Source organism: Bradyrhizobium sp. Crot121 (genome assembly GCF_059512385.1).
The window spans coordinates 1-25446 of sequence record NZ_JCAMOR010000095.1 but is presented as its reverse complement, the minus strand read 5'-3'; the positions used below and the strand labels follow the sequence as shown (position 1 = coordinate 25446).

Genomic DNA, 25446 nt, shown 5'->3' with positions numbered 1-25446 from the left:
GTGAACCTCATAGCGCTGGGCCAGATCGGCCACCGTCGCCTGTTCCCGCACCGCTTCCAGCGCGATCTTTGCCTTCAGTGCCGCGTCGATCTTGCGTCTCGTCTTTGTCGTCATCATGCGCTCCGTCTATCAAACGGAGCAGCCCCTTCCAACTAAGCACGTGGTCCCACAATCGGGGTCCATTTCAAGCGCCCTGAGCCTCGTCAGCTTCTCGAAAGCTAACGCTGCTAGCATCAGAGAATGGGTTATCAACAGGCGATGTTACGAAGATGAACGCAGGTGCACCCGATATCGGAGCCGCGGGAAGCAATAACGGCGCGAATGTTGACGGAACCGAGGGGGGCGATGACGCCAACTCGCAGGCCATGCAACAACGCAAAGCTTTCGAAATGGCTCTTGGCATGATCGCAATGCGAATTGTCAACGATGCGCAGGCCGATCTCGACTCTGCCATGGACGATACAGAAGAGGATGTTTGAGTCGGCTCCGCCGAATCGGCAATAGCGAGCCGTGAATGGCACATCCAAACAACGGTGAGAAGAGAGGAAAGAGAGGAACTTCTCCGCAGCTGAACGATCCGCACCTCAATGGTACTGGTCGTTCAGATCGGTTGCGGTAAGTTGGCGTTACAGTCCTTAGGGTTCTTCTCGCTCCGGCCACTCCGGTCAGCCGTCTCTCGGTAGCCCAAGACATCTCGCTCGTATGTCGAACGGACTCGCCTCGCTTGGGCCAATCGCGCATCTACAAACCCGCAGGCCATAAAGGTGTCTTAAAGACGAGACGCCCCCACGCATCCGTGTCGCACCTTCGTTGCCGACTGTTAGCGGCAGAGATATGACAGCCCGATCATCGAAAACATGAGAGCGCGGCTAATGCATGGATAGCGCCAAGCGAGGCGCTTCCCTGCGCGCCCGCGCTGAGAAGAATGGGAGCGGGCGACAGCGTCCGCTCCCCTTTTCTTGAACTGCGCTCAGATCGGCCCCACCCCGCGGCCTTGGAGCAAGCGTCGAATCAGCTTGACACGCTCATTGGCGGCGATGCTCGCCTGGTTGACCTCACATCCGGATCTACGCTCATTTGCGTCGATGCTCGCCTGGTTGACCTCACATCCGGATCTATCGACCCACCCTTGACCCTGCTCATATATCGTCTGTGCACCATCCGATGTCAGCTGATCGAGGGTTCGGCCAGCATTGGACTGCGTCACCTTCAGATTGTTGGCACCATCCTTGTCGTCACCGAGCCCCTCGACAACCATGGCGTTGTCGCCGTTCGTGATGGTGAGCTTGGACGAAATGCTCTTGCCGTTGCCGTAGTCGGCCGTATCCACGGTGATCTTCGTGCCATCGTCGAGTTGCAGGGTCATGCCCTTCTTGAAGTCGAAATCGTCCTTGCCGTCCCCATTAGCATCGACATGCGGATCGCCATGAATCTTCGAGACATGGCCGGTTTCATTGTTCCGAACGGTCCAGGTGCCATGCTTCTCGTCCGCCGTGATTGTATATTTATCGCCAAGGTGAATCGTTGCCTTGCCGTCATGGACCTCATGCGACCACACCGGAGCTGGTTTAGGTGGCGGGCTCTGGTTCGTCGCAACTGGGATCATCGATGGAGGCGGCGGAGGAGGAACAAAAACTGGAGTGTAGTAGTACAACGGAGCAGCAAGCGAGGCAGGAGTGTACTGGGACTGGGAGCCGCTGCCCGGCGCACGCCCCGCTTCACCAGCATCGATACTGGCCTGATCCACCTGGCGCCCGGCGCCGTCGACCCAACCCTGACCTTGCTCATGGATCGTTTGTGAACCATCGGGTGTCAGCTCATCGAGAGTGAGGCCGGCGTTGGACTGCGTCACCTTCAGATTGTTGGCACCATCCTTGTCGTCACCGAGCCCCTCGACAACCATGGCGTTGCTACCATTCGTGATGGTGAGCTTGGACGAAATGCTCTTGCCGTTGCCGTAGTCGGCCGTATCCACGGTGATCTTCGTGCCATCGTCGAGTTGCAGGGTCATGCCCTTCTTGAAGTCGAAATCGTCCTTGCCGTCCCCATTAGCATCGACATGCGGATCGCCATGAATCTTCGAGACATGGCCGGTTTCATTGTTCCGAACGGTCCAGGTGCCATGCTTCTCGTCCGCCGTGATTGTATATTTATCGCCAAGGTGGATGGTGGCCTTGCCGTCATGAACCTCATGCGTCCAGACCGGATCAATTGAGGACGACGAGCCCTGGTTCTGGGCGACCGACGCGAACTGGGGAGGCGGCGGCGGGGCGAGAAGGGTTGGAGCAACGTAGACCGGATTGAGGACGGCGGGTGCAACGAGGGCCGAAGTATTTACCGGGAGGTATTGGTAGGCCCCCACCGGGACGCCGACGGCGCCGGCGTACTGCCCCAACACCACGTTGAACATTGGAACGGCGGGCGCACCTTCAGGCACTAGCCCCACCGCCGGATTGGAACCACCCACTACGGGAAGATACGGCATTTTCATTCACTCCTATTGCATTGAAGGCAGCGACAGACTGCGAGGACCACCCGCACAATCAACTTGGCACGTTGCGCCAAGGCCCTTCAAAACCAATCCCACGCCACGGCCAGCAGCACGCGCTCTCGCGTTTCTTGTTGCGGGTGACAACAGTCTTGATCGGCGGACCACTTCTCTTAACCCCTTGCCGCATGGCAATTCGGGACTCTCACGTCGAGCGTAACCAAGTCGCAGGAAATGTATCCGGAGTACCTGTCTAAAAGCTGACGATAGGATGATCGTCCACCAGCACATCCGCTTGCGTATCGCCTGAACTAACGCTGAGAGCTCGCGACCGCAACGAAACGCTCTTCATGATGGGCGGCGGAACACGACATCTTGGGACGTGCGGAGGGCGAGCATCCACGATCTCTGAAGAACTTCGGCCGAGCCTCTCGCGTGAATGCTCGAGGCGGTCTTTAGGCGCCTCGGACGGCCATGTTCGGTACAAACGCCGCTTCGAAACTGATTTCGCTCGAGTCTTGAGACCAGGCACTTGCACACGTACGCCGCAGTCGATTTGTCTACCACTTGATTGCTCGAGGCAAGCGCCACGGCAGATATCTTAAGGACGTTGTGCACGGCGCTTGATGAGCACCAGGCGATCCAGCTTTGCAGTCGAGCTGCTCGGAACCATGCTCGTTGGACCGACAGCTGGCACAGCTTATACGCCAGCAACGAGTTGCAACCGCTCAAGCTTTGAAGCGCAAGACGTACGGCGTCTTGCGCGACAACATCGGCTGAAGCGAGAGTACCGACACATTTTCCGATGAAAGATAAATTTGGCGACATCGACTCATTCCTCGGCCCTTCGAAGACTCGTCAGCTTCTTGAAAGGTAATGCTCCTAGGATGTCAGCGCTGATCTCTAGGCGAGGAGTCGTCTATTGACCGTAATGGAGATGAAGATAGGAGAATGCGATGATTGGAGAAATGATCGGAAGCGCGGCTGGTGGATACCTCGGTGGACCGCAGGGCGCGGCGATTGGCTCCGCTGTCGGTGGGGTACTCGACAAAGCTTTCGAGAGGGTTATTCACAAATTGGAGCCGGAGAAGGTTGATGATGACAAGGTCGCCAAGGACAATGGCCCTGCCGCAGGAAGCAAGCCGCAGTTCAACCACGGCAACGGCGAATTGACTCTCTCGAATGACGCGCCAAGCGCACATGTCATGATTGCATTTCCTGCCCTCATCACGCTAGCTGCGGCGTGAGGCAGGTGATCAGTAACAGTAACTTCCAAACAGAAAGGTGACTCGATATGGTTTCTCCCGTTGGTGGTTCCCCCGCCGGATTTGGACCCGCGGCGAATCAGCAGGCCGGTGCTACCGGGGACGGCGATTTCGCAGCGCAGCTCGCCGAGCTGGAGCGTGTCAGCAAACAGGCTCAGGCCAAGAGCATCATGATGCGCAGAATTACGACCGAGCTCTCGTCCGAAAAGAAGGTTGCCGACGAGCGCGTTAGCTAGCGCTGCAAGAGGGAGGCTCACGGCCGGCTCTTTTCGCGTGCGGGAGGCTCTCCATAGCTTGACGAACTCGGAACCAGCCGTACGGCAACGCCGTACGGCTTCTCTCGTTTCTCAGGAGAATCTCCGTGAATGAACCGGCTTCCGTTCATTTCGAAGTGCTATCAGGGCCTTATTCTGGGGTGAGTGGTGAAGCGCCGGTCGGAACGAGTCTTATCGGAAGTGGCCTCGATGCTGATATCGTCTTCGTCGAACAGGGGCTCGAGTCCAATCACTTCCGTCTCACCCCCCTGCACGGTTCGATTGAGATCGAGGCCCTAGCAGCCGGAGTCAGCATAGAGGGAAACGGAGATATTGCCGTAGGCAAGCGGGTTGTTATTTCTCTTCCTGCTGTCATTCATGCGGGCACGATGTCCATTCGTTGCACACAGGATTCGGCACGAGGATCAATCGGCCTATCCCGTCTTTCGATAATCGCAGTCTCGTTGGTCTTGCTGAGCTCTGTCGGGATCGCCACTCTCGCAATCAGCTTCCTGTTTGACGGCAGTGCCGGTGCAGTGAGCCCCGATGCGCCCCCTGGCGCCCCACTTCCAGCCAAGCTGACGCTCAACGGTCCTAATGATCGCCCCCTCGATGCAGCCGCCGAACTGCTGCAAGAGGAGGTGAATAAAGCGGGACTTCTCAATATCAAAATCGCGCCTGGACCAGGTGTAGTCAGCGCGGAGGGCACCGTTACCCCTGCGTTAGTCACTAGGTGGCAGGAGGTTCAGCGCTGGTTCGATCAGCATACGAACGGCTCGCTGACACTCGTAAACGGGGTGATCTTAAAGGAGGATAAGCCTCCCTCCTCAATAGCTGTCCAGGCGGTGTGGCGCGGAGTCCACCCCTATCTTCTTATTGGCGGCCAAAAATACTTCGTGGGGGCGCTGTTGAATGATGGATGGACGGTGGATCGAATCGAGGCGGGACGCGTACTGCTTAGCCGGAATGGACGACTTGCTGCTCTCCCCTATTAGAGCTCCAGTACCGCAGGAAAGGAGAATGTCATGACCAAGCTGCCGCAGCATCCTGTCGGATTTGGCACCTCTTCGCAAAGGCTCAACACCCAAGACCATGAGCCAGCGAACAAGCCGGCCCTCCCTCAAGTCCATCATTTAGAGATCGATCGCACTGATGGCGGCGGCGAGAACAGGCACGGGTCGATTTGGCCGGATACTGAGGCACCCGATCTGTCAATCGAGGCCTCGCTTGAGGTCGACGATATCGATGCCGTCTCGCGTGTCAGCCTCAACGAGAGGCGCGTCCCGATCGCTGAGATCGACCCCCGTGCGGCACTCGCTTCACTTTATGGCCGCAATCTCGCGACAGGTCTGCTCTCCTTCGTCACCCCACGCCTGCGTGATCCGGACGTGCTGCGAGCAGAGAAGCACGGTGTTCTCCTGGAGCGCTTGGCCGACCGGCTATGGGCCGGAGCGGAGAACTCGGTGGCGCGCGAAGGGATCGACGCACTGCAGCAGGAGCTCCGCCGGCTGATCCTGCTCCGGCAGAACCAGAACAGCTTGATCAAGGGCTAGCATGGTCAATTCGGGCGGATCGCACCTCGCCAGTCTACCGTCGCCGGCCGAAGCTATCAAAACCGGCGATGTCTTGCCAATCTCCGGGCAAGAGCGCGATTTGGTCTGCGCAATATCCTTCGTCCACCTTGCGTGTGGACAGAGCGCACGAGCTCTCGCTCTGTTGCGGCTCTTTGCCCATGAAGATTCGCGAGACGTCGACCTGCTTCGCATTCTTACCTATGCTCTCATCTCGGAGGGCTTTGGCAATGAAGCACTTAATGTGCTGGATAGACTCGACATGCTTGATGAGGATCCCTCTTCGCGTCTGCCCTTGACGCTTCTGCGCAGTCACGCGCTGCGACGCGCCGGCCGTATGGACGAGGCGCGGGCGGTCTTCAAAGATTATGTATCCTTGCGTGGCAGGACAGCGCCAACGGAACAACAATAAGAAGGCTCTTCATGGCACACCTTCTTCGTAGGCTTATCGTGCGCGCGCCATTCCACGCGGACTTCATGGTCGCGTTCATGCTGCTTCTGGCAATCGGAATGATGATCATGCCGATCCCGATCGTCGTGATCGATATGCTGATCGGCTTCAATCTGGGTTTTGCCGTTCTGTTGCTGATGGTTGCTCTCTATCTCAGTACGCCACTGGATTTTTCATCCTTGCCGGGCGTCATCCTGATCTCTACCGTCTTTCGTCTGGCGCTGACCATCGCGACAACGCGGCTGATCCTCGCTGAAGGAGACGCCGGCAGCATCATTCACACCTTCGGTGAGTTCGTGATATCGGGGAACATCGCTGTCGGCATTGTTATATTTCTGATCGTGACCATGGTGCAGTTCATGGTTCTCGCGAAGGGAGCCGAGCGCGTCGCTGAAGTCTCCGCACGATTCACCCTCGACGCTCTGCCAGGCAAGCAGATGGCTATCGACGCGGAGCTACGCAACGGTCATATCGATCAGCGCGACGCACGCAGCCGGCGAGCCTCACTGGAGCGGGAAAGTCAACTTCATGGTGCGATGGATGGCGCCATGAAGTTCGTCAAAGGCGATGCCATCGCCGGACTCATAGTCATCTGCATCAACATGCTCGGAGGAATTAGCATCGGACTGCTCTCGAAGGGCATGTCCATTGATGAGGCGTTGCATCAATATACGCTGCTCACCATCGGCGACGCGCTGATTTCTCAGATTCCGGCGCTCCTGCTGTCGGTTACGGCTGCAACCATCGTCACACGTGTAAATGGGCCCTCCAAGCTCAAGCTTGGTGCCGATATCATCAACCAACTCACGGCCAGTACCCCGGCATTGCGGCTGGCAGCCGGCGTCTTACTTCTCATGGGGCTGATACCTGGTTTCCCCTTGTCCCCGTTTCTCATGCTGGCTGCAGTTTTTACCGGGGCGAGCTATGTCAAGGGCGGTGTGCAAGGCGCGAACACCGGCTCTAAGACGGCCGCCAACGTTAGTGCTCCGACTACGAGTCCAGCGCAGGCTCAAAAGCAAACCATACCTGCGGAGGCGCTTCCGGTCGCGCTATTGGTTGCGCCGAACCTGATAAATGCGATGGACAAAGAGGAAGTTGGGCAGCACATCGCGCGCATTTCGGCATTGGTCTCAGCCGATCTTGGCATCACGATTCCCCGCATTCCAGTCCAGGTGGATCCACGTTTGGCCCAGTCCGAGTTCAGGCTGGATGTGGAAGGGGTACCGGTTGAACGGGATCGAGTCGACCCGACGCAGCTCGCCCTCACCGACGACCGAGCGAACATTGAATTGAGCGGCATCCCGTATCGGCAAGATCCAGACACTGGCCGGATCTGGATCGAACAGAGCCATGCACCGGCTCTCAAAGCGGCCGGAATCGGGCATCACCGTCCGAGCGAAATCATCGCCTTGCGCGTCAGTTCCGTACTGACGCGATATGCGCAGCGCTTGGTCGGCATTCAAGAGACGCGACAATTGCTCGCCCGGATGGAGCAGGAATATACTGATCTGGTGAAGGAAGTGCTACGAACGACTCCAGTTCCCCGGATCGCCGAGGTCCTGCGTCGTCTGCTCGACGAGGACATCCCGATTCGTAACACCCGCCTGGTCTTGGAAGCGTTCGCCGAATGGAGCGAACGCGAGCAAAACGCTGTCCTGCTCACCGAATACGTCCGCTCCGGCCTGAAACGGCAAATCTGCTATCGCTACGCCAACGCTCACCGTGTTCTGCCCGCCTTTATCATCGAACGTGAAACTGAGGATGTGATTCGCAGTGCGGTGCGAGAAACTGCCGTCGGGCCATACCTCGCGCTGGAGGACCGGCAGAGCGAGATGTTGTTGTCGCAACTGCGTCAGATTCATTCAGGCATGCCACCAGGTCAGAGCCAGCCCGTCATCCTGAGTTCGCTGGATATCCGGCGCTTCGTGCGCGGCTTTCTCACCCGCAACGGGATCGATCTTCCTGTTCTGTCCTATCAGGATCTCGCCTCCGATTTCACGGTCCAGCCAGTGGGCTCGCTCAAGCTTACAGGTCCCAAGGAAAAAGCTCCGGCAGGAGACCAACGCAGCCAGCTCGCCACAGCCGGCTAACAGCGCACAGCAGTCGGTCGTGACAATGGACAGCATGAATTCACCTGCGAGAACATCCGCTGCTCGATGGTATGCGTTCCATCCGCCCTCGGGCTTAACTCTCCTCGCCTTGTTCGCGATTCTTGTGGTCGGAGGTTGCACCAGCTCGGATCACCCAGCCATCTCAGTACAAGCGACGCCGCGGCCAGAGTTGCTCGGCGCTAAGGACATCGATCCTGCTATGCGCGAGCGCATTGCGCACGCCCTCCTCCGGGTTACCGACGAGGAGAGTTTGCGCGAGGCTCTGAAGCAAGAACCAGACAATGTCGATGCGGCAATCTCACTTACGCAGACCCTTCTGGCACAGAAACGCGCGGGTGAGGCGCTTAAGGTAGCCGACAAGATCTTGCTTACAGCCCCTGGTGACTTGCGTGCCCTGAACGCAAAGGGGGTGGTCCTCGACGCCGAGGGGCGCCATGATGAGGCCCAAGCGCTATATCGGCAGGCTCTCGCAGCCGCCCCAGGCAATCAGATGTTGCGCAACAATCTTGGCCTATCGCTCGCACTTGCTGGGAAAGCAGACAGCGGGAACTCCAGCCTCCAACAGCTTTCGCACGAACGACGTGCGCTGGCAGAACAGCCGTAGCATACGCTTACGGTACAACCTGACTTGCAAGACGCCCGACAACCTGCTGTCAGCTTTTCGTCAGGAAGGCTGGCTATCAAGCTCCGCTCGGCCTTAGCAGGTTGACACTCAATACAGCTTTCGCAGATAGGAGCGCGAACGTCCATGTACAATCGAATAAATGCCTCACCCAGCTTTCCATGGATGGGCAATTCCGACTCTGATAGAATGACACAGTCTGCTATCGACGGTAGGCAAACAGATCAAGGCCGAAGCTTCGAGGACGTGTTCTCCCATATGCAGATAGCGCCGCGGGAGTCCTACACTGATTCATCCTCGGCGACAGCACGGCCGTACTCACTGAGCACCAGACCACCCATCGTGGAGATCTCAAGGTCCTCATTTCAGGACAAATTGGAAGATTTCTATGGGGATGAAATCGAGCATATCGCCGCCAATCCTCAGCAATACTCGCGTTCGGTGGCATTGAAAGCGGAGCGCGCTGCGGACGTTGCCTATAATCATGGCAGGAAAGAAGGCTCGGACGACGCACGACACTTCAGCTATCAATTGGGAAACAAAAGCGTTGGACTTCTCCGAACGGAAGGTGGAGCTAACATGCGTGATGTGTTCAAAGGGGAAAAGGCACGCGCGCGCTGGCGGGAACAGTTTCCCGGACGGTCTGAAATCACATCGACGGTAGACTTTCGGGTTACGCATCCCCTCGTCGATAACGCGGGCGACATTTTGCTGGAGCATCAGCTTCGGTCAGACGGCGACAAGCCGTTAGTCCTTTCTCATCCCGTGAATCCGGAAGCAAAAGCCCGTGCAGCAGCGCTGGGTTTTGTTGAGATAGGTGACTCGATGATGGTGCTTGACCCTACCCGGCATCCCGACAAGTGGATCAAGAACAGCGACGGTGAATGGCAGCGAACAAACAAACCTCCCCTTTACCTTTCCAAAGCGGAAGAGAGTGAAGGCAGGGATACGGAACGTTCCGAGCGCGCGAGAAATGTCTCGCCGGATTGGGAGGACGATGACTTTATGTAGAGGGTCGTCTCGGCGCGGAGAGAGAGGGTATGATACGCCCCTCTCTCCATGCAGATCTTACTGCCTGCAATTATTGCCTGCGCGCCGGTCGTATCGAGCGGTAGCGGAATCTGACGGCTCAGCTGCAGGCCGCCATGTCCCTTGAGCAAGCGCCTCGTCTAGAGAGCTCGTCCTGACCCTTGCGTTTTGGCTCCATGAACGAGCCGCTCTATGCCCATGCATGCTGAGCTCAGGGACGTTGGCGCCGCTCTTTCAGTTCTAAGATGAACTATGCGTCGTCCGAATTATGGTACGCGCTCAGTGAAGGCCTTACCGGAGGCTTATAGCCGCCTGCTTCTTGTGAGTGATCTTCGTTAGGTCGTCGATAGGTAAGACGGTTGCCAACGATGCCTTTCAGCAAGCGCGCCGCACGATCTTTGTCGGTGACACCGAGCGAAGCGCGCTCGTTGCAGCGGAAAGCAAATTCAGCCAGATAGCGCCGCTTAAGATGCTGCTGGCTGACGTGGTGATACGTTCCGATGATGCCCCGGTCAAGGATTGAGAAGTAACCTTCAACGTATTGGTGTGAGCGACGCCCGAAGTGTGATAAATCGCATAAAGCAGTGCGCAAATTTCGGATTTAGGTCTTCCACATTTATCTTTTTCTTGATGGAGGGTTGTCTCCGGATCCACCAGGCGCATGAAGCAGAACGTTGCGCGATTGCTCGCGAAATTCCGGCGGATGGCCGGCAATGAAGATCCCCAGCAATTGACCGATCGGCGCGCCTTGCACTTCCGGGCCCCTTTCCTGCGAGCAGCGGACGGATTTGCTCGACGAGCGCGTCGGCTACTTTCATGGCCGCCGCCGCCTGCTTGCTCATTCTGCCCCGCGCCTCTTGCACTAAGAAACGCCGATCTACTGTAGGCGCAGAACGCGACCTGCTTGTGGCTTAGTTCGCCGCCGGCTTGATGAACGCACGCCCTACTTCATCATCGCTTCGACCTCTGCACGAAATGCCTGGCGCGAGGCGTCGCGTGAATAGAACATGTGGCCGCCCGGATAGACCACGAGTTTGACCCGCGGCGCCGACGCAAAGGGCGGCAACTGATCGAGCGCCAGCTTCGAGCCGAAATAGGGCGTGACAATATCGAACAGGCCGTGCGCGACCAGCACGTTCATCTTCGCGTCCGTGGCAAGGATCTCGCGCAGCTCCGACAGCGACTGCGGAGGGCTGCCGTGGCCGAAATTCCAGGCCCGCGTGACCGCGCGGTTGAGCAGTTCATAGGAGCCGTCCGGCCGCCAGTTGAGCTTGCGCGTCAGGACATCGACGGCGGCACTCGTCAGCGGCGCCGCCAGCGCATCGCCCGAGGGATCGCCGAAGAGGTAGCTATCGGAGTCCGGATAGGGATCGAGGCCGCGCACCGAGGCGTCATAACCGCCGGTCACCTTGCCGCTCTTGCGGTCGAACTCGCGGCGGAATTCGCCGCGGTCAAAGCGCCCGGCGAGCCGTCGGCTTACGGCCTGGTCGATGCCGGTCAAAGCGGCGACCTTGTCGGCGAGACGGTTGGTGGCCTCCTTGTCTGCCTCGCCCTTGACGAGGTCGGCCAAGAATTCGCCACGCGCGTAAGCTTCGACATCGGCGAGATCGGCACGTTTGACCGCCCCCCTGCCCTCGCCCTTGGCTTCGCGGGCCACCGCGACACAGGTTGGCAGCCTCGCGACGTGTTGCAGAAAGCTCGTGCCTGTGAACTCGCGGTAGTCGAACAGTGGCGAGAGCAGGATCAGGCCCTTCACGCCGACGCCCTGCTGCATCTGCAGATTGCGCACAACCTTCGGTCCGCGAATGCCGCCATAGCTTTCGCCCGCGACATATTTCGGCGAGGAGAGCCGCTCGTGCTTCTCGAGCCAGCGGCGGATCACAAGCGCGATTGAACTGGCATCGCCATCGACCGAATAGAACCGCCTGCGCACATCCTCGCCTGTCGCCACGAAACGGCTGTAGCCGGTGCCGACGGGATCGATGAACACGAGGTCGGTGAAATCGAGCCAGGTCTCGGCGTTGGGCCTGACCTCGGGCGAGGCCGACGCCGTGACGGTTTCCGCATCGATCGGCAGCCGCCATGGCCCGGCACTGCCGAACTGCAGCCAAGCAGAGGATGACCCCGGGCCGCCATTGAAGAGGAACGTCACCGGACGCGTGGCGCGATCTGTGCCGTCGAGCTGATAGGAGGTGTAGGCGATGTCGGCCTGCGGCTCGCCCTTGTCGTCGAACATGCGGATCGAGCCCGCAGTCGCGATGAAACGAAGCGTCCGCCCGGGCAGCTCCAGCGTCTGTTTGACGGTGGAATCCGGCGGCAGGCGATGCTGCTCGGCCGCCGATGGGGAACTAGGCGCACTTGCGCCGCGCGCGCCGGGCCCGCCCTTCTGGCCGGCCGGCGTCGTGGCATCGGGGCGCGGCGGCGGATCGTCGGCCCGGGCGCTCCCCATCACGGCGCACGCAAATAGGGCGAGCGCGAGAGGGGTGTGGCGCCGCGCGGTCAAATCGAACAGCATGGAGTTTCTCCGGTCCGGCCGCACTTTCTGTCAGCGGCCGATTGCGACGGTTTAAGGTTGCGGGACGGTCTAGACTTTTACCTATAGTTGCATTCTGTTGGGTGGTTCTGCCTTATGTTGCACGAGGCGTATCTGCCAAACGGCTCTCCTCAGTTAGCTGAGAGCAGGGAACAACAAACCTACTAAGTCTAGTAGTCGCCTCTATTCCTGAGGGCACGGACCGCCTGTCGGCGGCACCGCCTGCGCAATGGCACAGAGCCTACCCAAGCACGCTGGCGCCGCCTGTCTCCGGCAAAGGGACCAACCAAAGCTCCGCGCTGGCACGACTGGGCCTATGTCGAGCTGGCCGATCTCGACGGCAGTGAATGCGATGATGAACCTTGCCAGGGAATGGACGCGAGGCTTTCTGATCCGCCGCAACATTGCCGACGGCGACTTGGCATTTTACTCCACGTGATGACCAAGGCACGTCCATTCAAAAGCTGGCGTCAGTGGAAGGCGATCGCTGGGCCGTCGAGGACGGCTTGGAAACGACCAAGAACGAGCTTGGTCTTGATCACAAGAAACCCGCTCCTGGCAGGCGGGCATCGCCATGTCTCACACGGCATGCTTGCCTTCGCCACAATGACCGTCGTCCGTTCTCGTGCCCACACCGCACCAAAGAACGCGATCGCGGCCTCGGCCAAAGCATCGTTCTTGATCCGCTGGTCGAGTACGCATCCGGTGAACGCCTCACCGGACGGATACCAATTAGGCCGCCAGTAGATTGAGGTCTGGCTGTTCTACGGCCAAATCCCTAGCTTGCGTTGATAGGTGCACTGTTCCGGTTGCCCTCGAGACCGCCGCGGCTCGCGCGCATTCTCGATTTTCTAGCGCAATGCCCAAAGGTGGGCACGGCACCGAGAGCATGCCCGAGTGATTTCGTGCCCTCCTACGCAGCGTTGAAGCATGGGCCCCTTTTCAACTCTCTTCCGTTCCGAGATGCTCGTAGAAGGTCTCACGCGCCTTTCTCAGGAAGAAGACCTCGCGCAACCAAGTGCGCCCACGGCCATTGTCTCCTTCTCGCATGTGGACAATCGCCGAGTTCCAATGGCGGGAATGTCTTCAGCTTTGGCTTGAAAGCGGTTTGGTTCGCCTCGCGTCAACGGACTTCTCCAGCTGCACTGGCCAAAAACGCCGCCTCACCTGAACCAGCAGCAATAGGCAACCAATGAGACTTATGACAGTAAGGGCCATCATCAAGAGGCAGGCGACGCAGCACAAGGCGGCTATGTCACACGCCGATCGCAACCAGCACGGCACCCAATCGAGCCGTACCATATTCTCCATAGAGCCAGACATATTCGTTTCGGTGGGTGATAAGTGCTTACTGCCGATTGGCGGCTCAACGCTTAAGCAACGTACCTGACGTCAGTCTGACGAGCGTCGCTCGGAGCGGATTTTGCTTTGCCTTTTCTCATCGGCGCAGCTACGAGCTTTGCTCATCATGCCGAAGATGTCTGGACATGCTCACGCACGCCTGCGGGCATCGCTACACCTTCGGCGACGGGGCTTTCACAACAGCGCTCTCATCCGTTCAAATAGGATTGCCGCTTCCGATGGCCCGAGCCCGACGAGGCCGACAAAGCTCGTTGGTGGCATCGGAATTTCTTGACGAGTCGGCTTCCAGAGATGCAGGCAATACCGGCTGTTATTCACGTATTGCGAATGAGGTGGGTGCAGCTGCATCACGCACTCCTCTTCATCCCAAAACAGGTCTTTGACGAAGCACATCTCTTCCCAGTTCGGACAACGTCTAGGCGTCGAGACGGAGACATGCTCCCACCCTGGGCGAACAAATCCGACTATCCTGAGTTTGCAGCCACAAGGCCCCTGAACAAAAAACAGGCCGCAAGGACCTGATCCCGGCGCGCTAGCAAATTCGCCGTATCGCACGCGGCCGGCCTCGAGTTTTTCAAGAACTTGTGCTCTCACGTCCCCTCCTTTGCCTCGCGAATGGCTTTGAAATCGACGTAGACCACCTTGTTCTCTGGCTCCCTCGTCGCCTCCAGCCAGGGCTGCTGCGCAGCGTCCGAGTGCCATGCTCGCCCGTGCATTGTCTGCTGAAATTCGAACAAACTGCTGAGCAAACCGTAGATGTAGATCATCTCTCTTCTTCCGCTTCCAATGCCGGCAACCGGGCGCTCGGTTTTCCTTGAGCTGGTAAAGCACCTCTACTGCGAGGCCCGGACAAGCTTTCCAAAGGATGCTTTCTAACCTGCAATTTTGGTTTCAGCACCAGACCTTTGCTTTTCTACCTCACCACATTCCTAATCGTTCCCGCAGCATGCCGCGAAGCTGCGGCCGAGGGCTCGCCTCGCGACGAGCCTAGGGATCCGTCGGCCGCGCACCGTCGGAAACGGCTCCTCTTCCACTAAAGTCACGGCCAGGCTACGGAGTGAGCCGCGTCGAGGCCCACGTAATAGGCCACCGTTTCAAAGCTTGACCCCGCGCTGGTCAAGGTCATCGAATTTAGGATTCTGATTGCCAATCGTGGCGCGATCGATCACGGCGAAGAAGCTTTCGCACGTTCACCAAGCATCTCGCCATCTTGCACCATGAGTCTCAAATCGGCCTAGGCCTTCAAAAGGCGGTTCGCTGTGCGACTTTCTATCGACTGATCTCCCATCATCGCTGCTGCCAAGAACGGGGTATGCCAGGCGACACTTCACCATCATGCTCTTTGAGACACTGATTGGGGTTATCCCGCGAACGGCCGATGTGGCTCCCATCACGCGCGGGTGTTTTTTCATCGATATAGAGCCAGACTGCTTCCATCGCTTGCTCCTCAGATACCCTTCCGCACCACCACAATGGGCCATGGTCTGTGCCTGCCGTCTTCGTCGATGATCGTCAGGCGGAAGTCCATAGCGCGCCGACTTAATGTTATTGAAGCGCAGATCGCATAGGCGACCGCGACATTCGGCTTGGCCCGTTACTCGGTTAGGGGGGCACACCTCATTAGATCGTCCCGCCAAGCGCCCTGCAAGAATCACGCAACTGGCCCAATCGGCTCATCATATGATTCGACATGCGCCAACCAGGACAGCTGTAGCAGTCTCAGATCACTTCGTGACCGCGCGTGTAGGATGCTGCTTACACAAAAGCTCCCGGTTGCCACTAAACGCCAGCTTGAATACGCCATTCAAAGACGATGAAAACAACTTGATGATCAATCACGATAAGCATCAAGAATCGTTTGGCCACTTCGTCGGCGCTGCGCACGATGCTTGTGGAGCGTTCAAATCCCAGAGAGTTGCCAATGACCAAAAGGCAGCTCAGAGCAGCTGACTAGCAATTCAAAGAAGTTGCTCTGCCTGCGAATTCGGGAACCGCCGCCGCTTCTAATTTATTTCTGCTCGCGCGCCGCAACGAGAGCACACCCGCGCGTGCCGGGTGCTCCCGTTGCAGCGTCGCCTTGGCCCCGGTGCATGCCGGTATGAGAAGTCAAGCTGCACCCGGCGTGACTTCTGCTAGCCGGTCCCCGGGCCTAAATTGAGCCGGTCGAAGTACCAAGAAGGATCGTCCCCAGATGAATCCGTTTCGATGTATTCTTCGCCCGAATATTCCTCGACACTTCCTTCGTTTTCCTCATCGCTACTCTCAGCTTTGGAGAGATATAGGCGAGGCTTGTCCACCCGCTGCCATTTTCCCTCCTCGTTCAGCGTCCACTTGTCGGGATGCTGCCTAGGGTCAAGCACATATTCATTGTCATCTTCATTGTCACCAACGCGAACAAAACCCATCTGCTCTAGACGGGGCTTCACCTCATCCGTGGCAGGACGCGACATGACCAACGCCCGCTTACCGTCAAGCCGAAGTTGGTGTTCCAGCAGAACATCGCCTGCGTTCTCAACGAGCGGATGAGTAACCCGGAGATCGACAACGGACGAGACGTGTTTCCGCCCAGGAAAGTGCTGCTCCCACGCCTCTCCTCCCATGCGACGTCGACCTTCGGTTTTTAGAAGCCCGACACTCTTGTCACCCAATTGATAGCTGAAATATCGCGCCTGGTCCGAATCCTGTACGGTGGATCCGGCTCTGGCGACCATCGCTGTGCGCTCAGCTTTTTCGGAAACGAAATCCGAGTACTCTTGCGGATTATTGGCCATGTGCTTGATGTCGTTACCATAGAAATTTCTCAGTTCTTGCCTGAACGACTCCCTGTCGATCTCATCGATGGGAGGTTCTGAAACGAGGGAGTACGGCCGTGCCACCCCCGAGGAGGAACCAGGGGCCGTGTCTGCAAGCGTTTCGGTAAACCTCCCGCCATCTGCTGACAGCTCCGATTCATCGGCTTGGCTCGCGCTTGGAAATTGGCTGGAAGAACCAGTGATTCTGTTATACACGACGTTTGGTCTCCTATCGCAAAAGTTGCACCGTACTGGCCTGCTCGAGTCCTGTGGACAGTGATAGGCGCGCGAGCTGACAATAAGCTGACGCACAGAGGGGGCGCGGTGCTCACGCTTTGCAAGGCGAGGGGCAGCGCATTTTCCCCGCGGCTGGCCTTTTCTACGGCTATGCTTATTCCGCTTCGCGGCTAAGGTGCCATACCTTGTTACGCGAGCGAGCCGAGATCTCGGGTTCTTTAGAAGAATTACAGCCCTACCCTTGATATTGCCGCGGCCCACCATCACAACACCGTTTCACAGCTTTCCGGGCTCGATGATGCGGCCCTCGCTTGCTGATTTCAAGGCGATGCAGAACTTGCCGGCCGCGGACTTTGGTGGGGTAGCTAGGTTGAGCCACGGCTTTATCGTGGTTTCATTCGGTTGCAGCGGCGTCCGCCCGGCTGTTCAGACGATGCAAGCGCGCATCTTTAAGGAGGTCCGACGTGTAACCTCTATTCCGTTACGACCAACCAGTCGGCCATCGCCCTGACGGTTTCGCGTGATCGATCGCTATGTCGGCGACCTGCCGGCGATGACAGGCGCATTAGCCGGTGATCCGGCATCGGTCGCAACACGGATACCCGGCTTGAGATCGTGCTGAACACCTGTGGCGTCCGACGTTCACGGAGCGCACATTCTGATACGCAGGGCCTCGTTCAACTCGATCGCCAATCGTCCTCCACGAGACATCCCGTGTCGCCCGCTCCGTCAGCAGTCTCGCGGAACACCTCGCATCAGAAGTAGGAGCCGACTGGTCGGGTTGACCCCGCTTGGAGCATCTTTGGCGGCCGAGATCCGGGACATCCTCGAACACCTTGAGGCGGCCATGACGGCCCCAAGGGGACAACAGCCGGAATAGCCAATGTCAGCACGACCGACTCGTTCGCCACGAGAAGGCATTAGTCGCCAGCGGCCTTCAGGCCCGACTCAGTACATCTTTTGTGTGGTGACTGTCGATAAATGCCGCCCGTTGGGAGGATTCCTGTAACGATTGGCGAGGCTTTGGAACAATGACCCCATCTGGTCTGATGGAACAGTAAATTCTCCATAGTTAGGGTCGAAGAGCGTGGTTGTTCCATTCGACGCCGACGTCGCAACTGTGTGTGCGCCGCCTTCGGCGAAATACAAACTCAGCAAATACTTCGATCCGTCGCCGGTAATTTTGTCCAGCACGCGCGAGAACCTCGAGGGCTCGCCGAATCCGTATTTGTTCTCTCTTCCGGACGGTGCCAGGCCCGCTTCCCGCAAAATGGTGTTTTGTGCCTCAAGGTCGGCCTGAGAAGCTCCTGCTCCCTCACTTCGCAACCGATCCTTGAGGTCCTGATACTGCTGCTGCCGCTCAGCCGCTGAGTGGTGCCCTTCTGATTCCGGTATGAGCGCATCCATTCGGGCTGACGGGCTGCTGCTCAGATTGCGGAGCCACTCCGCAGTCAGCCCAACGCAGATGCCGTCTACATTCGCCTGAGGCAATTCGACCGTCCTGTATTCAAACAGCGGCCTGGGTGGAGGGGATGTAGTGGAGCTGGAAGAGGTTGAACTGTGAAAATCTGCATCCGAGGTATGTGGCTTACTGGCGCAGAGCCCCATTTTGTCGGGCAACTCCCAGGCGAATGAAGACGTTTCGAGCTCCACGATACGAGGTTGGGAAACGAGCGAGTACGGCTGTGTTGGCGCCAATGACAAACCAGCATGGGGATCCGGCGCCGCTCGGGACGGCAGGCCCGCAAGTGTTTCGGTAAAGCTGTCGCTGTCCACCGACTGCCTCGGTTCGTCAGCTTGGCTGGCGCGTGTGGATGAGCCACTAATTCGATTATCCATGGCGGTTCGCGTTCCCTTCGACGTAAGTCTCTCCCGAGTGCGTCGGGCTGCTTAGGCGGTGCTGCGAATGTTACTCAGACAAGCTGATCACAAGCTGACGGGCGCAGGTGTTACGCAGAGCACGAGGAAGGGCCCTGCGAGCAGCGCCATATAACCCAAGATCCGTGATCATGACGCGCAGGGCATGTCACCCTTCTTCAGCAGTTTACACAGCAGGCGTTTGGCCGCTTTACGATCCCGGCTCTCGACCAGAACATCATCCATCTCCGTCCGGGCACGTCGGCTTCACCACCTCCCTCGCCCTCGTGATCGCGTGGGCGCATCTCTTTTGATTTTCGATTGGCAAGGCAATTGTCAGGTCACCGGCATTGCCGTCTTAAGGACACGAGACCTCCGACGCCACGTTAGTACTTGCGCTCGGCACCACCGGCTCGCGCGCGGGGCGATTTTGGCGCTCATCACGAGTTTCTCCTTCCATTCGTTATGGCTCAAAGATGGAATGGACGTATTCGCCCAGCTCAAACGCGTTAGGCTGCCGCCTCGTGACACGTCAACACCGTCAAGCCGCTGATCACGAAAGTCGCCGAGATCGATGCCGCAGGTGGGCCGTGAATTCCCTATCCGCCGGAACACGATTCTGCATCTAATGGTCGCCGACTTAGCCCAGTCGGGGAGTACGCGTCAGGAGCATCGTCCAGTGAATCTGGGCAGCACGGTATATTCCGGAAACCGCCGATTAGATGTTATCGCTTCCACTCTTCGGCGGAGCGATATGAAATCGAACTCGCTCCGACCACGGCTGGCATCACCTTCTCACATCTTATGTTCGACAGGCCTGCCGCGCAGGATGCTTCATCATACTCACCGGGTCAACACCGAGCGATAGCAAGAGCGATCGCGAACGCTAGCGCAGCATCGCTGTTGGCCGGTGCTGTATTCAGGAAACTCCCGGACCGCCATGAGCTTGCGCAGCCACTCAACTGCCACAGCGTTCATGTTCGCCAGCTGCCAGCGGATTTGCAAAATGCGCGCTGGCGATGCGGACCGTTCAGTAGGGAACGGTGAATTGTCTAGGTAGTCCAAGTCGGCTGGGCCGGAGTGCTTCCGCCCAACCAAGTTGGCTCAGCCACCACAGATCTCAGGCCTGACGTGTAAGCCTAACGAACCCTCCTTCCTTTAGCTCGGCGTTATAAAGCTTGCCGTCGAGCGAAATGGTTGTTGGGTGGTCTGCGGTTGGCATGAGCCCCTGTTCACGCAGCTTTTCAATAAGCGCCAGGGGGGCCCATTGCTCCGGGAGAGGCGTACGATGGCGTCGGGTCTCAACGAAGAACGCTCCGAAATCTGGCGCCCCCGTCGACCCGACTCGCAGCATTTGAGCTTCCGGTGGGTTATCGACTAAATAGGTCATGATCTTCTTGAGTCCACTCGTAGGCGCTTGGGGACCCTGGAGGCCCAGCACCGTCGATCCGATTGTCCATACAGCTCTCCTATTGGTTGGAACATGGGTTCAAAACCGCCAGAGCTTTCGCTGGATTCGTCACCAGTTGACGCATGGGCGGCATCCGTGGTCAAGAAACCACGTTCTCATGTTAAGGAGCTTAGCTTTCAGGAAACTGACGAGTTTCGGCCGGACACAGTTGTACCCGCGCCCAAGTTCCCAACTCAAATGCGATGCCGCCAAGCCCACCCTCGTTGAGGGCCTTTTTCGTTTCGCTCCCTTTACTAGCTTCAAACCGGGCCCGTTGGCCGCCCCGCCTGCGTTGGACAAAGATTTCGTTTTGGGGGGCGATCTGATTCTGTAGACTGATGCTGAGACACCAAGGCTCCGGGCGGATTTCCTGTCCATCTTCTGGACTCCGGGAATGATATCCCATGCCATTAGCCCAGCAATAGAGCAGCGCGAGTTTTCGGCGATGTTGGATAGGTTTTTCTCGCCGACTTCATTGGCGTTATTGTCTCACCACGTTTCTTCTTCCTTTATCTGTCAGGCCCTGCGCCACATCTCGCTTCGGGCTCGCTCCCCGATCATTCTCGAGTGTGTCCCTCTGACGTTTGCGCCATTGTTCGTCTTGTTTCTTCCGAGCCTGGTGCTGCTTGAGTGCCCTCTCAGCGGCTTCGGGGAATTGATCTGCTCCTGTTCGGCAGAGGTGGTTTGGACCGGTCGAGCCCAGGTCTATAAGATCAACTGCTCACGCCCGCTCAGGCCAATGACTCGGATGGTGGCCAGCACTGACGCATACACGAGTAGATGGAATTGGCCGAACCGTCGCCTTGGCTACTTTGTTTCGGGTAAGGTCGCGCTGCCCCGCAGTTATCCTCGTCCTCAGTTTCGTTGTTGGCCTACATAACCGGTGCGATCGGTGGTGCGGAGGCCGAGCGCGTACTGTCGTCAGCTAGGGTTCCTATTGGGCTCCTCTTGGGTTGCGCGGCACGACGCTCAGCATCCCAACTTTGCCGACAGGAGAGCGAATCTGATGCATGGCCGAAGCCCTGGCTCATCCAGCCAATCCACAACCGCTAGTCAGGCTGATGAATGGAGGCCGTGAGGAGATAGCCAAGCTTTGCGGAAACCGTTCGCGGCGCGGGATTATTATGGCATTTCGTCCTCGGCAACGGAGCGGCCGTACTCGCTCGTTTCCCGAGCCTCCATCGAGGAGATCGACAGGTCTGCATTTAGGAGAGAAGCGAGGGCCCTTTATGCCGATGAAATCAAGTAGTCGCCGCTAATCCACCGGAATACTCGGATTTCGTATCCAAAAAGGCTACGCGCCCCGCTCAGCTTGCTGAGGATTGCGGCACTACCAGAGATACCGAGCAAGCGCGATATTTCAGCTACCAATTAGGGTCTGTACCTAATTAGCGAGCTCTGATTCCCTCGCGCCGAGTTGAATCGGTACGGGGACTTCGATGCGCAACGGACTGTTCTGACCCAACGACAAGCAGTGGGCTCAGATCGAGCCGCATCTGCCAACGAACCAGCCGGGGCCGGCGCGCGATGGCGACGACGCATCATCAGCGGATCATTCACATGCTTCAGCGTGGCGCACGCTGGCGCGACTGCCCGCGCGACTATGGCCCTTACACGACGATCTCCATCGTTTCCATCGCTGGGCCAAGCGCGGCCATTGGCGGGCGATCTTTGAAGCGCTCGCCCTGCTGCTACAAGGACGGAATGACTTTGTCCATCGATTCCACCTCGATCAAAGCGCATCGCTCGGCGAGCAGCGGAAAATGCGGCAGCTTGAACAGGCGATCGGCCGCTCGCGCTGTGGCACGCGCTGAGCGACCCCGATTGCAAACCTTGGGCACGTCAGCTTTTCGAAAGCTTGTCCGAATAGCAATCCCGTTGCGATGAGAATCAATCACTACAATGTGCCCTCCGGCGAGCGGAGTCTGCACAAGCAGCGCGATGCGCTGGCGGGCGCCGCTCGCGCGGATACGACCGCTTTTACGGCCGCTTTAGCAGCCGAGGGACCAGCCTCTTTCGCTTTTGACAAGCGGCGGGGTGAGCAAGTCAGGCTGTACACAGCAATCAGCAATAGCGGCAATGTCCAACTCGTTTCTTTGTTTTCTAATGCCCATCAACGCAACAAGGTGGGAAGTATGAACGTGGCGCCGCGGCGCGACACTTTGCGAATTCTCACCATAGAGAGTCTCGACTGGTCGAGGTACAAAGGAGTCGGGGCGGCTATGCTGGACATTGCCGATCGGATTAGGGATTCAGCGGGCCTTTCCAGTCTATCCCTTATTTCTCAAGACGAGGGAGCTTCAGAATTTTTCTACAAGAAGGGATTCCGATTTACGGAGGAGGGCAGAAATGCGGAATCACATTTCCGATTCACGGTACGTTCCAGGCGACGACGTCATCCTTATCGGCGATATGGAGCGCCCGGCTTAGGGTACTCTGGCGGCAGCACTGGCCAGCCCGCCCTGCCGGGCTGGCATTTTATCAGGAGTAGCGACTGTAACCGCGAAGCGGCCGCTGGGATGCGGCCCTTTTCTGCTCTAAGGGTCTGTACCTAATCAGCTGGTTCTGATTCCCTGGCACCGAGTTGATTCGGCATGGCGGACTTCGATGCGCAAAGGACTGTTCTGGCTCAACGACAAGCAGTGGGTTCAGATAGAGAGAGCCGCGTCTGTCAACGAACCAGACGGGCCCCGCGCGCGAAGACGATCGACGGATCATCAGCGGTATCGTTCACACGCTCAGTGCGGCGCACGCTGGCGCGATTGCCCGCCTGACTATGGTCCCTACACGACGATCTACAATCGTTTCAATTGCTGGGCCAAGCGCGGCCATTGGAAGGCGGTCTTTGAAACGCTCGCCCGCTGCGGCAAGGACGGCGCGACTTTGTCCATCGACTCCACCTCGATCAAAGCGCATCGCTCCGCGAGCGGCGGAAAAGGAGAACATGAATAGGCGATCGGCCGCTCGGGCGGTGGGCGGACGACGAAAATCTACGCGCTGGACGACCCTGATTGCAAACCTTGCGCATTTCATCTTACTCCGAGACAAGACGCAGATATTGCCGCGCGGCCGGCCCTTTTGAAACTCGCACCCCCATGACTACCCTCATTGGGGACAAAGGCCACGACGGCTTTCGCGCCGAAATCGTCAATCGCGGCGTGAAGCCCGTCATTCCAAACAAATCCAACGGTGATCCTCCAGAGCTTCGGCAAACGCGTCTACAAAGGGCGCAATGTTATCGAGCGCTGTTTCTGCCGACTCAAGGATTTCAGGGGCGTTGCAACTCGCTACGACAAACTTGCCAGAAACTTCTTGGCTGCAGTCTACCTCGCCGCCATCGTCGCCTAATGGATCAGTCTGAACCTGGGAAAGCAGAGTCACGCTCTGCTGCCCAGCGGTGACCGCTTCCTGCAAATCCATCCAGATTAAATCGATCTGGTTCAGGTTCGCTTTGCTCCAGTAGTCATGGAGCCATCGGGTTTGTGCTAGATGGGGCGAACCGAATTCCAATCCTATTCGGCAAGATGCCTTGTTCGGCGCATTGAACCAAAGAGGTTCCCATTCCTTCGCATTTTAATATCCATTGCTTGGATGGAAATCGATCCTGCCATTTCGGTTATTGATCGTGATCTCGATGCGCCCCTCCCTATCCAGCAGGCAGGCCGTACATCGACTTGCCTAGCGGCGGGAAGCTGTTGGTTGCGAACTTCTGTTGGTTGCGAACTTCTGGTGATTGCGAGCTTCTGGTCACCGGATCGCGCGCCGGTGGTGCGCGAACAGATGCATGATCACATTGGTCATTGCGCATTCCAGTATTCGTCTATTTGCCACATTGCGAATTCGCTCGGTTCAATGCCCAGCAATAGCCGGCGAGAGCTCTTCCCGTCCTGGCAAAGATCTAAGTGCATGATCGCCCTGACACGCAACAAGGTTGAGAAATAGTAAGCTACGCCGCCGAACTTGATTTGCCAACGAGCCATAGACCTGCGTGGTACAGCTTTGCCTTTGCTTTTGCAGGCCTGCAACCTGGCGCTACGTGAGATTCGAGCTCGTGAGCTATATGCGCAACTGCGACGTACGCTGATTGTGATCGCAGTCGTGGGGTGTCTTGGCCGCCGGACACGATAGTTTCGCGTCTAAGGTCCAGTCAACCACGCGAGCTGCAGTAGGCCGATTGGGCCGTGGATCTACTCGCATACCAGGCACCCACCTGTTCTTCTGCTGCTCGATAGGTGACGAAGCCGCGGCCTGGCCCAATCGTCCTAGCAACCCGCGGACGCGACTGACATATCGACCCGAGGGCGGTAGTGCTTCTCTCCGCCTCCCCAGAACTGGCGAGCTCTCAATCGGAAATCCGTGATGCTGTAGACCTGGACCCATGGGCAAAGAAGCGTGAGCGTAGCACGGTTCGGCCCTGCGCTTATGTCACAGGTGCTTCACTGGTGGACTTGCGAAGTTAGCCGCGCAGCGGTTCCCCAGCCCTGCATGTCGGCCGCCCAGGTGTCGCGGACACACATTTCAGTGTGTGGACGGAATACAAGACACTTAGATGCAACTTCGGCAGTTGAGGTGCATCGCTCAACGACGCCTATGCACGTCCGCCTGAATGAGACCGGAAGGAGCGTGCCGACGAACATGCCCCGAGCGCGCGACTGTATTGACACCCGTGGGCGTCCTTCTCAACGGTGAATGCGACGGAGCTTCAGGGGCGTTCCCTTATGAAGGGATCCGCGGCGGTACTTTAACGCGATTGGGGCACGCCGTGCACTTTGACTGGCTGAGCTGCCAAGGCAAGCCGCTATCTCGAGGCCGTACTTTATCCATTGAGGTCATCAGGGGTGATGCGGGCGTATCACAACCGCCATTCACCTTCCATCTAGGTGAGGATGAGGGAAGTATTTGCAGCGCCAGCGACGATGGAATTCTTCAGCCAATCTGAGGGCCAGCCGCTGGCTAAAGGACGGCGCTGAACATAGCCACCTGGATGCGCCCAACTGCGAACGCATTGTTGCCGCCGTGGCGGCACGAGAGGCGATCGGCGTCCCTTGCCCTCTCTTATTGTTACCACTCGTGTCTGGTTGAGGACATTGATGGCAGGAATCCGACTACGGCAGCGAAATCATTCCACGCGCACCGCCGCAACAGTAGTCTTTCTCTCATCAAGCCTCGCCCAGAGCACTTTTCGCGTGCGGCACACAGATTGCTGGGTCGCGGTAGGGACGCTGGTTTCCCAGCGCCCCCCGCTCAGATCCGTACGTGCGGAGCTACCGCATACGGCTCCTACCTTGGGTCATGACGTGTACCGCGGATTGGGATGCGGATGACAGGCGCGGACTTTCGGGATGTATCGCCTAACGTGACGCTGGAATCGATCCCAGGTCATGCGGGAGCGCTGGCTGCGTCGACGAAGCGAGCGCAGCCATG

Annotated in this window: 18 protein-coding genes and 4 pseudogenes; 14 read left to right on the top strand and 8 right to left on the bottom strand. The window is 58.1% G+C overall.

Annotation, left to right across the window (positions count from 1 at the left end; all coding sequences use genetic code 11):
- Positions 1-269: 269 nt before the first annotated feature.
- On the top strand, positions 270-479 hold the full coding sequence (locus AC5ZGW_RS40420) for a hypothetical protein (protein WP_028169432.1): 210 nt from the start codon (positions 270-272) through the stop codon (positions 477-479).
- A 491-nt stretch (positions 480-970) separates the two neighbouring features.
- On the opposite strand, the gene AC5ZGW_RS40415 is transcribed toward AC5ZGW_RS40420, so the two are convergent.
- Entirely contained in the window at positions 971-2485 is a 1515-nt protein-coding gene (locus tag AC5ZGW_RS40415) for a DUF1521 domain-containing protein (protein ID WP_463702677.1), read from the bottom strand.
- A 959-nt stretch (positions 2486-3444) separates the two neighbouring features.
- Between AC5ZGW_RS40415 and AC5ZGW_RS40410 the strand changes: the two genes are divergently transcribed.
- The 8 genes from AC5ZGW_RS40410 (at position 3445) to AC5ZGW_RS40375 (ending at position 9773) form a co-directional block, all read left to right on the top strand.
- The gene (locus AC5ZGW_RS40410; protein WP_035692794.1) at positions 3445-3735 is read left to right on the top strand and encodes a hypothetical protein; all 291 of its coding nucleotides are present in this window, start codon (positions 3445-3447) and stop codon (positions 3733-3735) included.
- A 47-nt stretch (positions 3736-3782) separates the two neighbouring features.
- Positions 3783-3989, top strand: coding sequence for a hypothetical protein (locus AC5ZGW_RS40405; RefSeq protein ID WP_028168938.1), 207 nt, complete (start codon positions 3783-3785; stop codon positions 3987-3989).
- A 125-nt stretch (positions 3990-4114) separates the two neighbouring features.
- Complete coding sequence (locus AC5ZGW_RS40400; protein WP_130230515.1) at positions 4115-5002, top strand: SctD/MshK family protein; 888 nt, start codon at positions 4115-4117, stop codon at positions 5000-5002.
- A gap of 30 nt (positions 5003-5032) precedes the next feature.
- On the top strand, positions 5033-5560 hold the full coding sequence (locus tag AC5ZGW_RS40395) for a hypothetical protein (RefSeq protein WP_028168940.1): 528 nt from the start codon (positions 5033-5035) through the stop codon (positions 5558-5560).
- 1 nt (position 5561) lies between these two features.
- The gene (locus tag AC5ZGW_RS40390; protein WP_080664153.1) at positions 5562-5990 is read left to right on the top strand and encodes a tetratricopeptide repeat protein; all 429 of its coding nucleotides are present in this window, start codon (positions 5562-5564) and stop codon (positions 5988-5990) included.
- A gap of 11 nt (positions 5991-6001) precedes the next feature.
- Positions 6002-8119 carry a type III secretion system export apparatus subunit SctV gene (sctV, locus tag AC5ZGW_RS40385; protein WP_130230513.1) on the top strand — a complete coding sequence of 706 codons (2118 nt, stop codon included), beginning with the start codon at positions 6002-6004 and terminating at the stop codon, positions 8117-8119.
- A 220-nt stretch (positions 8120-8339) separates the two neighbouring features.
- On the top strand, positions 8340-8744 hold the full coding sequence (locus tag AC5ZGW_RS40380) for a tetratricopeptide repeat protein (RefSeq protein ID WP_245287675.1): 405 nt from the start codon (positions 8340-8342) through the stop codon (positions 8742-8744).
- A gap of 276 nt (positions 8745-9020) precedes the next feature.
- Complete coding sequence (locus AC5ZGW_RS40375) at positions 9021-9773, top strand: effector protein NopP (protein ID WP_496114080.1); 753 nt, start codon at positions 9021-9023, stop codon at positions 9771-9773.
- 337 nt (positions 9774-10110) lie between these two features.
- Here the strand turns inward: AC5ZGW_RS40375 and AC5ZGW_RS40370 are convergent.
- A pseudogene (locus AC5ZGW_RS40370) lies at positions 10111-10329 on the bottom strand (transposase); the annotation flags it as partial.
- A gap of 405 nt (positions 10330-10734) precedes the next feature.
- Positions 10735-12306 carry a S10 family peptidase gene (locus tag AC5ZGW_RS40365; protein ID WP_463702676.1) on the bottom strand — a complete coding sequence of 524 codons (1572 nt, stop codon included), beginning with the start codon at positions 12304-12306 and terminating at the stop codon, positions 10735-10737.
- Between the two features lie 220 nt (positions 12307-12526).
- On the opposite strand from AC5ZGW_RS40365, the pseudogene AC5ZGW_RS40360 reads away from it, so the two are divergent.
- A pseudogene (locus tag AC5ZGW_RS40360) lies at positions 12527-13071 on the top strand (transposase family protein); the annotation flags it as partial.
- Between the two features lie 789 nt (positions 13072-13860).
- On the opposite strand, the gene AC5ZGW_RS40355 reads toward AC5ZGW_RS40360, so the two are convergent.
- The 5 genes from AC5ZGW_RS40355 to AC5ZGW_RS40335 all read right to left on the bottom strand — a co-directional run bounded on the left by AC5ZGW_RS40355 (position 13861) and on the right by AC5ZGW_RS40335 (position 18491).
- On the bottom strand, positions 13861-14280 hold the full coding sequence (locus AC5ZGW_RS40355; protein ID WP_130231713.1) for a DUF7694 domain-containing protein: 420 nt from the start codon (positions 14278-14280) through the stop codon (positions 13861-13863).
- Complete coding sequence (locus AC5ZGW_RS40350) at positions 14277-14453, bottom strand: hypothetical protein (RefSeq protein ID WP_165421568.1); 177 nt, start codon at positions 14451-14453, stop codon at positions 14277-14279. The genes AC5ZGW_RS40355 and AC5ZGW_RS40350 overlap by 4 nt, the downstream gene beginning before the upstream one ends.
- Before the next feature lie 1012 nt (positions 14454-15465).
- Positions 15466-15615 carry a hypothetical protein gene (locus AC5ZGW_RS40345; protein WP_165421469.1) on the bottom strand — a complete coding sequence of 50 codons (150 nt, stop codon included), beginning with the start codon at positions 15613-15615 and terminating at the stop codon, positions 15466-15468.
- Positions 15616-15818: 203 nt separating this feature from the next.
- Positions 15819-16694, bottom strand: coding sequence for a host specificity protein (locus tag AC5ZGW_RS40340; protein WP_130230645.1), 876 nt, complete (start codon positions 16692-16694; stop codon positions 15819-15821).
- Between the two features lie 969 nt (positions 16695-17663).
- Positions 17664-18491 (bottom strand): YopT-type cysteine protease domain-containing protein, encoded by an 828-nt coding sequence (locus tag AC5ZGW_RS40335; protein ID WP_245475126.1) that lies wholly within the window; start codon positions 18489-18491, stop codon positions 17664-17666.
- Positions 18492-21330: 2839 nt separating this feature from the next.
- On the opposite strand from AC5ZGW_RS40335, the pseudogene AC5ZGW_RS40330 reads away from it, so the two are divergent.
- From AC5ZGW_RS40330 to AC5ZGW_RS40315, 4 genes and pseudogenes are all read left to right on the top strand, one after another.
- Positions 21331-21414: pseudogene (locus AC5ZGW_RS40330) on the top strand (effector protein NopP); the annotation flags it as partial.
- Between the two features lie 71 nt (positions 21415-21485).
- Positions 21486-21856 (top strand): annotated as a pseudogene (locus AC5ZGW_RS40325) (transposase); the annotation flags it as partial.
- Between the two features lie 773 nt (positions 21857-22629).
- Positions 22630-22974 carry an IS5 family transposase gene (locus AC5ZGW_RS40320; RefSeq protein ID WP_063623419.1) on the top strand — a complete coding sequence of 115 codons (345 nt, stop codon included), beginning with the start codon at positions 22630-22632 and terminating at the stop codon, positions 22972-22974.
- 237 nt (positions 22975-23211) lie between these two features.
- Entirely contained in the window at positions 23212-23370 is a 159-nt protein-coding gene (locus tag AC5ZGW_RS40315; RefSeq protein WP_245287529.1) for a transposase, read from the top strand.
- Positions 23371-25446: the final 2076 nt, after the last annotated feature.